This window comes from Mycobacterium sp. NGS48 (genome assembly GCF_059812585.1).
In genome coordinates this window covers 161141-173924 of the sequence record NZ_JCALCY010000006.1, presented here as the reverse complement: position 1 = coordinate 173924, position 12784 = coordinate 161141, and the positions used below count along the sequence as shown (strand labels likewise).

Annotated in this window: 14 protein-coding genes and 2 riboswitches; of the genes, 9 read left to right on the top strand and 5 right to left on the bottom strand. The window is 65.4% G+C overall.

Features of this window, described 5'->3' with window-relative positions; genetic code table 11:
- Position 1 precedes the first annotated feature (1 nt).
- Together AC5Y42_RS13890 and AC5Y42_RS13885 are read right to left on the bottom strand one after the other, a co-directional pair.
- A complete protein-coding gene (locus AC5Y42_RS13890; protein WP_499898880.1) occupies positions 2-676 on the bottom strand; it encodes a methyltransferase family protein in 675 nt (224 codons plus the stop codon).
- A gap of 64 nt (positions 677-740) precedes the next feature.
- Complete coding sequence (locus tag AC5Y42_RS13885; protein ID WP_499898878.1) at positions 741-1421, bottom strand: pyridoxine/pyridoxamine 5'-phosphate oxidase; 681 nt, start codon at positions 1419-1421, stop codon at positions 741-743.
- A gap of 19 nt (positions 1422-1440) precedes the next feature.
- Positions 1441-1519: riboswitch (ZMP/ZTP riboswitch) on the bottom strand.
- 147 nt (positions 1520-1666) lie between these two features.
- Between AC5Y42_RS13885 and AC5Y42_RS13880 the strand changes: the two genes are divergently transcribed.
- The 6 genes from AC5Y42_RS13880 to AC5Y42_RS13855 all read left to right on the top strand — a co-directional run bounded on the left by AC5Y42_RS13880 (position 1667) and on the right by AC5Y42_RS13855 (position 5762).
- The gene (locus AC5Y42_RS13880; protein ID WP_499889633.1) at positions 1667-2107 is read left to right on the top strand and encodes an OsmC family peroxiredoxin; all 441 of its coding nucleotides are present in this window, start codon (positions 1667-1669) and stop codon (positions 2105-2107) included.
- 5 nt (positions 2108-2112) lie between these two features.
- Positions 2113-2577, top strand: coding sequence for a hemerythrin domain-containing protein (locus AC5Y42_RS13875; protein ID WP_499898877.1), 465 nt, complete (start codon positions 2113-2115; stop codon positions 2575-2577).
- A 53-nt stretch (positions 2578-2630) separates the two neighbouring features.
- Positions 2631-3197 carry a carboxymuconolactone decarboxylase family protein gene (locus tag AC5Y42_RS13870; RefSeq protein ID WP_499898876.1) on the top strand — a complete coding sequence of 189 codons (567 nt, stop codon included), beginning with the start codon at positions 2631-2633 and terminating at the stop codon, positions 3195-3197.
- A 45-nt stretch (positions 3198-3242) separates the two neighbouring features.
- On the top strand, positions 3243-4370 hold the full coding sequence (locus tag AC5Y42_RS13865; protein WP_499898875.1) for an NAD(P)H-dependent flavin oxidoreductase: 1128 nt from the start codon (positions 3243-3245) through the stop codon (positions 4368-4370).
- Positions 4367-5011: a TetR/AcrR family transcriptional regulator gene (locus tag AC5Y42_RS13860; RefSeq protein WP_499898873.1), complete on the top strand. Its 645-nt coding sequence runs from the start codon at positions 4367-4369 to the stop codon at positions 5009-5011. Before AC5Y42_RS13865 ends, AC5Y42_RS13860 begins: the two co-directional genes overlap by 4 nt.
- A gap of 102 nt (positions 5012-5113) precedes the next feature.
- Positions 5114-5282: riboswitch (M-box (ykoK) riboswitch) on the top strand.
- Positions 5283-5540: 258 nt separating this feature from the next.
- Positions 5541-5762, top strand: coding sequence for an Rv1535 family protein (locus AC5Y42_RS13855; protein ID WP_499898872.1), 222 nt, complete (start codon positions 5541-5543; stop codon positions 5760-5762).
- Between the two features lie 55 nt (positions 5763-5817).
- Here AC5Y42_RS13855 and AC5Y42_RS13850 read toward each other — a convergent pair whose 3' ends face one another.
- The gene (locus AC5Y42_RS13850) at positions 5818-6579 is read right to left on the bottom strand and encodes a lipase family protein (protein ID WP_499898871.1); all 762 of its coding nucleotides are present in this window, start codon (positions 6577-6579) and stop codon (positions 5818-5820) included.
- A 46-nt stretch (positions 6580-6625) separates the two neighbouring features.
- Positions 6626-7393, bottom strand: coding sequence for a chymotrypsin family serine protease (locus AC5Y42_RS13845; protein ID WP_499898869.1), 768 nt, complete (start codon positions 7391-7393; stop codon positions 6626-6628).
- A 138-nt stretch (positions 7394-7531) separates the two neighbouring features.
- Here AC5Y42_RS13845 and AC5Y42_RS13840 point away from each other — a divergent pair, with 138 nt between their 5' ends.
- The 3 genes from AC5Y42_RS13840 to AC5Y42_RS13830 all read left to right on the top strand — a co-directional run bounded on the left by AC5Y42_RS13840 (position 7532) and on the right by AC5Y42_RS13830 (position 12150).
- Positions 7532-7906, top strand: coding sequence for an ACT domain-containing protein (locus AC5Y42_RS13840; protein WP_499898868.1), 375 nt, complete (start codon positions 7532-7534; stop codon positions 7904-7906).
- A gap of 234 nt (positions 7907-8140) precedes the next feature.
- Complete coding sequence (gene ileS / locus AC5Y42_RS13835; RefSeq protein WP_499898867.1) at positions 8141-11233, top strand: isoleucine--tRNA ligase; 3093 nt, start codon at positions 8141-8143, stop codon at positions 11231-11233.
- Between the two features lie 77 nt (positions 11234-11310).
- Positions 11311-12150 carry a PDDEXK-like endonuclease domain-containing protein gene (locus tag AC5Y42_RS13830; protein WP_499898866.1) on the top strand — a complete coding sequence of 280 codons (840 nt, stop codon included), beginning with the start codon at positions 11311-11313 and terminating at the stop codon, positions 12148-12150.
- A gap of 65 nt (positions 12151-12215) precedes the next feature.
- On the opposite strand, the gene AC5Y42_RS13825 is transcribed toward AC5Y42_RS13830, so the two are convergent.
- Positions 12216-12782 carry a class I SAM-dependent methyltransferase gene (locus AC5Y42_RS13825; protein ID WP_499898864.1) on the bottom strand — a complete coding sequence of 189 codons (567 nt, stop codon included), beginning with the start codon at positions 12780-12782 and terminating at the stop codon, positions 12216-12218.
- Positions 12783-12784 lie beyond the last annotated feature (2 nt).

The window sequence follows — 12784 nt, the reverse complement described above, 5'->3', positions numbered from 1 at the left end:
CCTACCACATCAGTGGTACCAGTCGGTATCGCGCCTTCTGCGTGTATTCGAGGTATCCGTCCAACTCTTCTCGGAGCAGCTTTTCTTCATCGCGGATGCGCAAGATCAGCACGATCACGCCGGGCACCACGAACACCAGCCCCCAGTAGGAGCCGAGCGCAAGAGGGAAGCCGACCATCGCGATCACGTTGCCGGTGTACATGGGGTGACGCACCAGCCCGTACACCCCGGTCGAAATGAGCCGCTGGCCTTCCTCCACCCGGACGGTTGAGGCCGCGTAGCTGTTCTGGATGACCACCCATACCGTCAGTCCCAATCCAACCGACACCAGCACGTCACCCACCAAGCACAGCGCCGTCGGTACCGACGACCAGCCAGAGCGGTAGTCAAGCGGGCTCACCACGACCATTGCGGCCAGCGACAAGTACCAGCCGGCGATAACGATCTTCTGCGCGGTTCGGCTCTCAGCCGTTGGCCCCGCGCGCCTGCGCCGCTGGTGCGCATCGGGATTCGTCTGCAGCAAGTAAACGCTGGGCACCCACGTCCATAGGACAAACAACGCCAGGAAAACCCATGCTTGCCAGTAGTTGAACGTGCCGGCTGCCGAAAACAGCACTAAGCCGAACACCACAAGTTCAACAAGCCCGAATAGCAGCACTTTAGCAACGTTTTTCACGCATCCGCCTTAACGTCCGACCGGTACCGCATGCTAACAGCGCGCATCGTGGGGCTGGAAGTCGCTACGGCCATAGTTGGCCCCGATCCCAACGTTCTCCGTTGCGTTGGTAGCACAGTCGCTGGTGGCGCCTGTCTGGTGCTCCTTCCCAGAACTCGACGTAGTGAGGTTGCACGGCGTATGAAATCCATTCGTCCGGAACGAGTTCGGGGTTGTCGCCGAGCTTGCGATGGGCCTTGTCGATCTCTGCCTCTAGCTCTGCGCGATCCGTCAGTGGTTGGCTTTGCCTGAGTGTCAATGCCATCGCGCGTGACCCGAACGGACGGGCTAGGAAGTCTTGTGCGCTCGCCTCGGCTCCATCATTGACGACGATGCCGCCTATCCGTACTTGTCGAACCAGAGCCGGCCAGTAAAAAGTCAACGCCGCAAAAGCATTGGCCGACAGGTCGCGACCTTTTTGGCTTACCGAGCTGACAGCGAAATGCCACCCTTGCGCGTCGACGGATTTGAGGATCAGTACCCGGGCCCGCGGTAATCCTTGTGCGTCGACGGTTGACAGCGTCATCGCGTGGGGTTCGGGCACGGCGGCATCGACGGCGTGCCGCAACCACGTGGTGAACAACGAGACCGGTTCTGCGGGAACATCGTCAGTGTTAAATCCGGGGCCGTTGCCAGTGAGGACAGGCAGGCTTCGAAGGTATCTGCGGCCACCGTCGTCCTCAGACCACTGGTTCGTTGTGGGCACGGCTTGACTCCTCCGATGTGAGGAGCACCCAGGCGGTCGATGCGTCCGAATTTCGGCTTCCCGGTGGTATGCCACCTGCGCCAGTCGCCAACCCTGCAAACCCTACTCGGTTGCCCTCAGGGCGAACACAATCTGCACCCTTCTCATCGTCGTCGGCGTGGGCTAGTGTTTACACAAGTCGAAGTTGTAAAAACCGCTGTCCTCCAGTCAGCGCGGACAGCAGAGCTCTAGAGGAGTCGGTGCCGATGAGCATTGCCGAACGATCTACGACGACGACATGGGAAGGCCCGCTGGCACGCGGCGGCGGTGTCCTTTTTGAGGGGAGCAGCGGGGCGCTCGACGGCTTGGCGGTGAGCTGGGCGGCACGTACCGAGCAACCGGGCGGCAAGACCAGCCCCGAAGAGCTGGCTGCCGCCGCGCATTCGTCGTGCTTCGCGATGGCGTTGGCGCTGAAGTTGGGCGAAAACAAGACTCCGCCAGAGCGACTCAACGTCGAGTCCACCGTGACGCTCGACGAAGTGGACGGGCTCCCGACAATCACCACCTCCCGGCTCAAGGTGCGCGGCCGGGTGCCCGGCCTGGATGCCGGTGCCTTCGCGACCATCGTCGACGAGGCCGCTGCGCTGTGCCCGGTGTCGCGGTTGTTTGCCGGCGCCGAGATCAGCGTCGACGCCGAACTCGAGTAGGCACAGTGCCCAACCTGGCAGCAGCGCTGGAACGCGAACACCACGAAATCGACTCCGGCATCGCTACTTTCGTCGACAAGCTCGATGGCGGTGGCGGGCAACCCGAACTGCTGCTTGCAGCGCTGGAAGCCCTGCGACGACACATTTATCTCGAAGAGGTGTTCCTGTTCCCGCCGCTTCGCGAAGGCGGGATGGTGATGCCGATCTTCGTGATGCTGCGCGAACATGGCGAGCTGTGGCGCACCATGGACGCGCTGAGCGATCTGCTGACAACCGGAACCGACAGCGAGGGGCTGGCGGCATCGTGCCGCACGTTGCTGAGCCAACTCGAGCAGCACAATTCCAAGGAAGAACCGGTCATCTACCCGCACGCCGACACCGACCTGCCCGCCCACACCGCCGCGGAGCTAGCCCGCTTTATCGAAAGCGGTAGCACGCCAGCCGGCTGGGTATGCCAAACCGCTGCCTGATTGACACGGGGACTCCCGCTGTTGATTGTTAGCGATGTGGAGGAGCAGCGCCAATGACCGAACCCCGCCTGCCGCTCTTACCTGTCGCCGAGGCCAAGGCCGCCGCCGACGAAGCCGGTGTACCCGATTACATGGCCGAGCTCAACATCTTTCAGATGCTGCTGAACCATCCCAGCCTGGCCCGCGCGCTCAATGATCTGCTGGCCACCATGCTCTGGCATGGTGTGCTGGACTCGCGGCTGCGCGAATTGGCGATCATGCGCATCGGCTGGCTCACCGCCTCCGAGTACGAGTGGACCCAACATTGGCGGGTGGCGCAAGGCCTCGGCATTTCAGCCGATGATCTGCTGGGCGTACGTGATTGGCAGTCCCACAACGGATTCGGCTCCGCCGAGCGCGCGGTGCTGGCGGCCACCGACGACGTCGTCCGCGACGGCGCGGTGAGTGCCGACAGTTGGGCGGCGTGCGAACGCGAATTCGCCGATCGCACAGAGCTCATCGAGTTGGTCACCGCAATCGGCGCGTGGCGGATGATCGCGTCGATCCTGCACAGCCTGCGCGTCCCGCTGGAGGACGGCGTTTCCGGTTGGCCACCCGACGGGCAGGCGCCTGCGACGTAGCGGAGTAGATTGACACGTCAATCAATAACTCATAGCGTCGTCGTCGTGCGAACCAGAGCCGCCGAGATGCTCGGCGTCGAGTTTCCGATCTGCGCATTCAGCCATTGCCGCGATGTGGTGGCCGCGGTGACCAACGCCGGCGGCTTCGGCGTTCTCGGCGCCGTCGCACACAGCCCGCAGCGGCTGGATAGCGAACTGAGCTGGATAGAACAGCAAACCGGTGGCAAGCCGTACGGCGTCGACCTGCTGCTGCCGCCCAAGTACGTCGGCGCCGAATCCGGCGGCATCGACGCGGGGCAGGTGCGAGAGCTGCTGCCCGAAGAGCACCGCGCGTTTCTCGACGACCTGCTGGGCCGCTACGACATCTCGACGGCCAGCGACCAGTCGAAGCCGCGGCCCACCGCCGGGCTGAATGTGTCGCCGAAGGGCTATCAGCCGCTGCTCGATGTGGCCTTCGACCACGACATCCGCCTGATCGCCAGCGCGCTGGGCCCACCCCCCGCGGATTTGGTCACCCGCGCCCACGACAACGACGTGCTGGTAGCCGCGCTGGCAGGTACGACGCAGCATGCGCTGCGGCACGCGGCCGCCGGGGTGGACCTGGTTGTCGCCCAGGGCACCGAGGCCGGCGGCCACACCGGCGAAGTGGCGACGATGGTGCTGGTCCCCGAAATCGTCGACGCCGTTGCGCCGCTGCCCGTTCTGGCCGCCGGCGGGATTGCCCGCGGCCGCCAGGTCGCCGCGGCGCTGGCCCTGGGCGCCGAGGGGGTGTGGTGCGGATCGGTGTGGCTGACCACCGAGGAAGCCGAGACGCCGCCGGTGGTCAAGGACAAATTCCTGGCCGCGTCGTCGTCGGACACGGTGCGCTCACGTTCGTTGACCGGCAAACCCGCGCGCATGCTGCGCACCGCGTGGACCGACGAGTGGGAACGGCCCGAGAGCCCGTCCCCGCTCGGCATGCCGCTGCAAAGCGCGCTGGTCGCCGACCCGCAGGTGCGCATCAACCAGGCCGCCGGCCACGCCGGCGCCAAAGCCCGCGAGCTGGCGACCTACTTCGTCGGCCAGGTGGTCGGGTCGCTTGACAAGGTGCAGCCGGCGCGGTCGGTGGTGCTCGAGATGGTGTCGGAGTTCATCGACGCCGTCGGGCACCTCGACGAGCTGGTCGATCGGTGAGTCCAGCCGGCACCCGAACCCGCCGTCGCCGCGCGGTCAGCGACGAGGACAAGTCGGCCCGACGTGACCAGATTCTGGTTGCGGCCAAGAAAGTCTTCGCCCGCAAGGGTTTTCACGCCACCACGATCGCCGACATCGCCAAAGAAGCGGGGCTGGCCTACGGGTCGGTCTACTGGTACTTCGACTCCAAAGATGAGTTGTTCAATGCCTTGATGGCTGTCGAAGAGCAAACGCTGCGGGCTCACGTCTCGGCGGCCGTCGGCCCGTCACCCGGCGGCGAGGCGCGATTCCGCACGGCGGTGCGGGCGACGTTGGAGTTCTTCGAAGCCGACAAGGCCGCGGTCAAACTCTTGTTTCGCGACGCCTATGCGTTGGGGGACCGGTTCGAGAAGCACCTCGGCGGCATCTACGAGCGGTTCATCGACGACATTCAAACTTTCATCGTCGTGGGTCAGCAGCGCGGCGAGGTGGTGGCCGCACCGCCCCGGATGGTGGCCTACACGTTGGCGGCGCTGATCGGCCAACTGGCCCACCGGCGGCTGTCCACCGATGACGGCGTCACCGCTGCCGACGTCTCCGATTTCGCGGTGTCGCTGGTGCTTGACGGGCTGCGGCCGCGACATGCCCGGACTGGTCCGTAGTCAACGGCATAACCGCAGTTCACGGCATTCAGCAGTGGTTCAGCACATTCACAGGTGTGTTTGAATTGACCCGATCGGCGTCTTCATGCATCATCGGTTGGGTAAGCACCTCGTTAGGCGAGGCGTCTACATGGATACAGGCCACTGACCCCGAACGTCGAGAGACGCCCAGGGTCAGGACAGCTCCTCCCGGCTTAAGGGTTGAGCCCAAGTGGCTTCCGGTTTCCGGATACGCCGTGTAGTGCCGAAGCTCTGACGAGTGGGGTGCGGTTTCCCGATAGTGATCGGGTTCTGTATTCCTGCTTGCGCGCGAAACGTGCGGATAGCCGCACACCATACGGCCGCGAGGAGGTGAGGGACGCATGAGTTCCAGTGATAGTCCGGACCGATATCCGGGCTTTGTTTCGTCCCGATCCGGCCTCCGGCACGCCGCGCTCAGCTGAGCAAGCGCGTTTGCCTCAAGGCGCCGTTTCGGACGGGACATCCGAATCCTGTTGTTCCCGTTTGATTTTCCGCTTAGGAGGCGACCATGACCGCTGCACTGTACGACGAAGTGGTAACGGCAACGCAGACGCCGAAGCTGAGGGTGGTGCCCCAGCCGACGGCGGCGACCAAGCACGTCTCCAAGCCGTCCGATCGTCTATTCGCCGGTGACCCGCTGGTCGAGGGGGCGGCCCGGCTGCTGTCCATTCCGCTGCGCCAGCTCTACGCCGCGCTGTGGCGGGCCGGCGTGCTGGAGATCAGCTCGTAACACGTGTCGTCGCTCCCGGCACTGAGGTGTCTCCCACCTCGGTTCCGGGAGCGCCTTATGTCTGGGCCGCAATGAGCGCGCTCAGTCCGTCGCGGTAGGCGACCAGGCTGTGGCGCCACCCGATGTCGATCGGACCGCCGCTGTCGACGGTGATTTGGCTGCCGACGTGCACGTACGGCGACGGCGGTACGTGCGGGACGATGTCGAGGAAGTTGACCACGCGAAAGCAGCTTTCGATGGCGGCGTTGAACGCCGCGGCGAAGTCGACCAGGCCGACTCGCGGCCCGGCGAGCGTGATGAGTCTGGGTTCGATGGTGTTGGGCGGCATGTTTTTGAAAATGTCGGGCGCCGCGAGCACGGCCAGCGCCCCGCCGAGGCTGTGCCCGGTCACCAGGATCTGATCGCAGCCCGCGGTCGCGGCGGCCAGATCCGCGGCGATGCTGGTGCGAATGGTCTCGTAGACATCCTGGAAGCCGTCGTGCACCTGACCGAATCCGGCCAGCGGCCGATAGTTCTCGGGGACGGCGTCGAGATCGGCCACCCAATCCGCGACGTCCGAGGTACCGCGAAACGACAAGAACGCGGTGCGGGTGGTGGTGTTGTGACCCATCAACCCGAAAATATTGGTGTCCTTGGTCATTGCCGCCACGGCGGGATGCGGGTTGATCATCGCGGCCAGCACCACCCCGCTGGCCTGGATCAGCGAGGTCTGCACGAATCCCGGCGGCAGTGCCGGGGCACTGCCATCCATCACGGTGTATGCCGCCGTCGCCAGCGGCAGAACCACGTCGCGGGCAAACACCGCGTCGAAAGCCACACCGCAGTCTAAGGACGGCCGCCCCGCCTTCGTGGACGTTTGACAGCTACGGCTGGGCCGGCGTGGTGACGGCCGTGAGCTGCCACTCGTCGAGCCACGGCTTGATGAGCTCGGCCACTGAGAACCGCGCCGGCCTTTCACAGCCCGGCTTGAATTCGTCGCCGTTGGAACCGGCTACCAGCACGCCCACCGCGGCGGCGGTGCCGTCGGGGCGAACGGCGTAGACCGGCCCGCCGGAATCGCCGCACCCGGTCGGCGCCGCGAAGGCCACTTTGCCGCCGCTGTTTTGCACGACCGGCCCGCAGACCTGCATTCCGGTGCGAATACCGAGATGGCAGAGTTGCTCGCCCTCCGCGACGTTGTCGTCAACGTCGGTCACCGCTATCCGGTCGGCGATATCCGACGTCAGCGGGATGGCGCCGGGGCTGTCCAGCGCGATGACCGCGATGTCGTGGTGTCGCCAGCCGTCACCGTCGAACACCGTCGTCGCGAAGGTGCCCACCATCTCGTAGGTATCGGTCTTCGCATACGTGATGGCCGCTGTGCCCGGTCCGCCCGGACGGTTGCAGTGTCCGGCGGAGAGCAGGCCGGGATGTCCGGTGCTGGACCGCACCAAAAACCCGGCGGTGCAGCGCATGCCACCTGAACCGTCGGCGTAGGAGGCGGCGATCGCAACACCGGGACCAATGGCGGCGGCGGCGGGCAACGACGATTTCGTCGCAGGCGTTGGTGTCGGCGGCTCAGGGACGGCATGCCAGCGCCAATACGCAGCCAGAAGTGCGATGACGGCCCACAGCGCCACACTCAGCCGCACCGCCGCACCTCCTCCACACGGTTGGCGGGAAAGCATTGTGAGCATACCGAGCGCGGCCACGGCCCATTGCGCGCTTCCACCGGCGTCGGCATCGGCAGTAGCGTTGACCTACCCGAGCCGGTCCGAAGGGAGCGCGCCATGGCCACCGATCTGATGCTCTATCTCGACGACGACCCAGGCGAGTTGGCCCAAGTCGGCGACGTGCTGGGCCGGGCAGGCGTCAACATCGCCGGCCTGTGCGCCGTCACCAGCGGGGGCGGGCAGGCCAAGGTTCATATCCTGGTCCACGACGCCACATCGGCATTCGAAGCTTTGGAGGACGCCGGCATCCAAATCGCCGAAGAGCAAGAGGTGATCGTGCTCGACGTGGAGGACCGTCCCGGTGCGCTCGGCGAAGCCGTGCACAAGCTGGGCGCCGCGCAGGTCAACCTGGAAACCGTCTACCTTGCGACCAACACCCGCCTGGTGCTGCGCGCCGACAATTTCGCCGGAGCGAGGGCGGCGCTGGGCTGATGTGGGTTTGCGTCCGCCCCGTACAATCGCTGCAGCGGCGTCGATCCGGCCATCACCGGGGAGTCTTCGGAAGAACAGCCCCTTCAGGCCCAGTAGAACCGAACGGGTAGGCCCGTCACAGCCGTCGTAGAGCGGTCGCGCTTCGGTGTGGCAAGCGGGGTGGTACCGCGGCGCTCGCGCCTACCGGCGCGTCCGTCGTCCCCGGCCAGAGACGTGGCATAGGGAGACGACGTTTTGACCTATCCGAAGCCGGCCGGCGGCGCGCCCGACTTCCCGGCATCAGAACTCGAGGTCCTGGACTATTGGGACCACGACGACACTTTCCGTGCCAGCATCACCCGCCGCGCCGACGCCGAAGAATACGTGTTCTACGACGGCCCGCCGTTCGCCAACGGCCTGCCGCACTACGGGCATCTGCTCACCGGCTACGTGAAAGACATCGTTCCGCGGTATCGCACCATGCGCGGATACAAGGTGGAGCGCCGGTTCGGCTGGGACACCCACGGCCTGCCGGCCGAACTCGAGGTCGAGCGACAACTCGGCATCACCGACAAATCGCAGATCGACGCGATGGGTATCGCCGCGTTCAACGAGGCCTGCCGCGAATCGGTGTTGCGCTACACCGACGAATGGCAGGCCTATGTAACGCGTCAGGCCCGCTGGGTCGACTTCGACAATGACTACAAGACGCTGGATCTGTCCTACATGGAGTCGGTGATCTGGGCGTTCAAACAGTTGTGGGACAAGGGCTTAGCCTACGAGGGCTACCGGGTGTTGCCGTACTGCTGGCGCGACGAGACGCCGCTGTCCAACCACGAGCTGCGGATGGACGACGACATCTACCAGAGCCGCCAGGATCCCGCGCTCACGGTCGGATTCCGGGTATCCGACGGCGAACTGCCCGGCGCGTACCTGCTGGTGTGGACGACGACACCGTGGACGCTGCCGTCCAACCAGGCTGTCGCGGTCAATCCCGATGTCAGCTACGTGCAGGTGCGGGCCGGCGACCGGCGGGTGGTGTTGGCCGAGGCCCGGCTGGCCGCTTATGCGCGAGAATTCGGCGACGAACCCGAAGTGCTGGGCCACTACCGCGGAAGCGAACTGGTGGGTCTGCGGTATCTGCCACCGTTCCCGTTCTTCATGAACTCGCCCAACGCGTTTCAGGTGCTGCCCGGCGAGTTCGTGACCACCGACGACGGCACCGGAATTGTGCACTTGGCCCCGGCCTACGGCGAAGACGACATGGACACCGCCGCCCTGGCCGACATCGTGCCGGTGACACCCGTCGACGCCAAAGGCCGCTTCGACTCCACCGTCCCGGATTACCAGGGGCAGCACGTGTTCGACGCCAACCCGCACATCATCCGCGACCTGAAAAACGGAACTGCCAACGGCGCGGTGCTGATCCGCCACGAAACCTACGAGCACCCCTACCCGCACTGCTGGCGCTGCCGAAACCCGTTGATTTACCGGGCGGTGTCGTCGTGGTTCATCCGCGTGACCGAATTCCGGGACCGCATGGTCGAACTCAACCAGCAGATCACCTGGTATCCCGAGCACGTTAAGGACGGCCAGTTCGGCAAGTGGCTACAAGGAGCCCGCGACTGGTCGATCTCCCGGAACCGCTACTGGGGCACCCCGATTCCGGTGTGGGCCTCCGACGATCCGGCCCATCCGCGTCTCGACGTCTACGGCAGTCTCGACGAGTTGGAGCGCGACTTCGGGGTGCGCCCGGATAACCTGCACCGCCCCTACATCGACGAGCTCACCCGGCTCAATCCGGACGACCCAAGCGGGCGGTCGACGATGCGGCGTATCCCCGACGTGTTCGACGTGTGGTTCGACTCCGGGTCGATGCCCTATGCCCAGGTGCACTACCCGTTCAAAAACGCGGACTGGTTCCAGACCCACTACCCGGGCGATTTCATCGTCGAATACATCGGCCAGACCCGCGGCTGGTTCTACACCCTGCACGTGCTGGCCACCGCGCTGTTCGACCGACCCGCGTTCAAAACCTGTGTGGCACATGGGATCGTGCTGGGTTCAGACGGCCAGAAGATGAGCAAGTCGCTGCGCAACTATCCCGACGTGTCCGAGGTGTTCGACCGCGACGGCTCCGACGCGATGCGCTGGTTTTTGATGGCGTCGCCGATCCTGCGCGGCGGCAACCTGATCGTCACCGAACCCGGTATCCGCGAGGGCGTGCGCCAGGTCATGCTGCCGTTCTGGAATGCCTATACCTTTCTGGCGCTGTACGCGCCGAAAGTCGGGAGCTGGCGCACTGACTCGCGACATGTGCTGGACCGCTACGTCTTGGCAAAGCTGGCGGCACTGCGGGAGGACCTCACCGCGGAGATGGACATCTGCGACATCTCCGGCGCTTGTGAGCAGCTGCGCCAGTTCACCGAAGCACTGACCAATTGGTATGTGCGACGCTCCCGCCAGCGGTTCTGGGAGGAGGACGCCGACGCGATCGACACCTTGCACACCGTGCTGGAAGTGACCGCGCGGCTGGCCGCGCCGCTGCTGCCGCTGACCACCGAAGTTATCTGGCGCAATATCACCGGCGAGCGCTCGGTGCATCTGACCGACTGGCCGGCGTCCGGCGAGGTGCCCGCCGACACCGACCTGGTTGCCGCCATGGACCTGGTCCGCGAGGTGTGCTCGGCCGCGTCGTCGTTGCGCAAGGCCAAACAGCTACGGGTGCGGCTGCCGCTGTCGAAACTCACTGTGGCCGTAGACGACCCGCAGCGGCTGGAGCCGTTCACCGACCTGATCGCCGATGAGCTCAACGTGAAAAGCGTCGAGCTCACCGACGACATCGCCCGCTACGGGCGATTCGAGCTCACGGTCAACGCCCGGGTCGCCGGGCCGCGGCTGGGCAAAGACGTGCAGGCGGCCATCAAAGCGGTGAAAGCCGGCGAGGGCGCCGTCAACGACGACGGCACGCTGACCGCCGGCCCGGCAGTGCTGCAGCCCGAGGAGTACAGCTCCCGGCTGGTGGCGGCCGACCCGGAGTACACCGCCGCGCTGCCCGCCGGCGCCGGCCTGGTGGTGCTGGACGGCACGGTCACCCCCGAACTGGAAGCCGAAGGCTGGGCCAAAGACCGCATCCGCGAGCTGCAGGAGTTACGCAAGTCGACCGGCCTCGACGTTTCCGACCGCATCAGCGTGGTCATGTCGGTGCCTGCTGAGCGGGCCGACTGGGCACGCGCACACTCGGAGTTGATCGCCCGCGAAATCCTGGCCACCAGCTTCGAACTCGGCGAGCCCGTCGATGCTGTGGAAATCGGTGACGGGGTTCGCTTGAGTATCTCTAAACTCTGAGCCGCGAAAGTGCAACTGCCGACGTATTTTCCGGGTGAGCCCGTCGGTGGTCGCACTCTCGCGGACAGGGGTGGGTCTTGGAAGCACCGTTCGTCGGCAGTGAAGCGCTCCGCGCCGGCACAGTGACTGAGCGTGAGCTGCGGCGGTCGTGCACGCGCATCTATCGCAATGTCTACCAGCGCCACGGCGCTGAGTTCACAGCAAAAGACCGGTCAGTGGCCGCGTGGCTCTGGTCGGCTAAGGAAGGCGTCGTCGCGGGTAACTCAGCAGCCGCGCTTCTCGGCGCCAAGTGGGTTGACCCGCATGCGCCCGCTGAGCTCATCACCGATCGCAAACGTCCGCCACCGTTGATCATTGCCCGTAATGAGACGCTGTTGGCCAGCGAGACTACGACTGCCGGCGCTGTGCCGGTCACCACCCCTGCCCGCACCGCATTTGACCTGGGCCGGCGGCGCGGCTTCGAAACCGCGGTCATCCGCATTGACTCGTTGATGCGGGCCACCGGGGTCGCGGTCGACGACGTTCTGCCACTGATCGACGCACACCGCGGCGCTCGCGGCATGAAGCAGCTGCGACGGGTGCTTCCGTTAGTCGACGCAGGTGCCGAATCACCACAAGAGACGCGGACCAGGCTGCTGCTCATCCGCGCAGGTCTACCGCGGCCGCAAACCCAGATCGTGGTGGGCAACTACCGCATCGACATGGGCTGGGAGCAGTGGCTTGTCGGCGTCGAATACGACGGCCCGCAACACTGGACCGACCCGGGGATTCGCGCCAACGACATCGACCGCACCGTTGAGCTGCAACGTCGGGGGTGGGTCCTTATCCGGGTGAGCGCAGAGCTACTGCGCTACCGACCGCACATCATCGTAGGCCGCGTCCGCGACGCGTTGCGTGCTGCCGGCTGCTCGATTTAGGACCGCGAAAGTGCAACCGCCGACGGGCCTACTCGCGATATACATCGCTAGTTGCACTTTCGCGGCTAGGGGGCAAAAGCCCGCCAGCGCAGCCTGCGGCTGTTGGCGCCGACGTCGATATTGTCAAAGCCTGCCGCGCGCAACCGGTCTGGCAGGGTGTCCGGCGACACCGGGTTGCAGGTGTCGCGGAAATGCAAAATCGAGAACACGGTCGACGCCGCGCTGTCACTGCCGGCGAACACTCCGCCGGGCCGCAGTACCCGAAACGCCTCAGCGAACAATCGGTCTTGCAGGTCCGCCGTCGGGACATGGTGCAGCATCGTGAAACACACCACCGAGCTGAACTCGTCGGACGGCAGCCCGGTGTCGGTGCCATCTCCATTGATGATGCGCGCCCGCTCGCCGTACCGCCCTTGCAACCGCTGCGCCAACGGCGGGTCGATTTCCACGGCGGTGTAGTGCGGGGTCTTGTCGATCAGCACCCGGATGTTGGCGCCGTAGCCCGGTCCGATCTCGAGCACGTTGTCGCCCAAGTCGATGTCGCCGAGGACCCATGGCAGCAGCCCGTCCTCGACAGCTTTGAAGTAGCGGGTCGAGCTGCAACACAACCGGTGACACAGATTCATGGCCATGG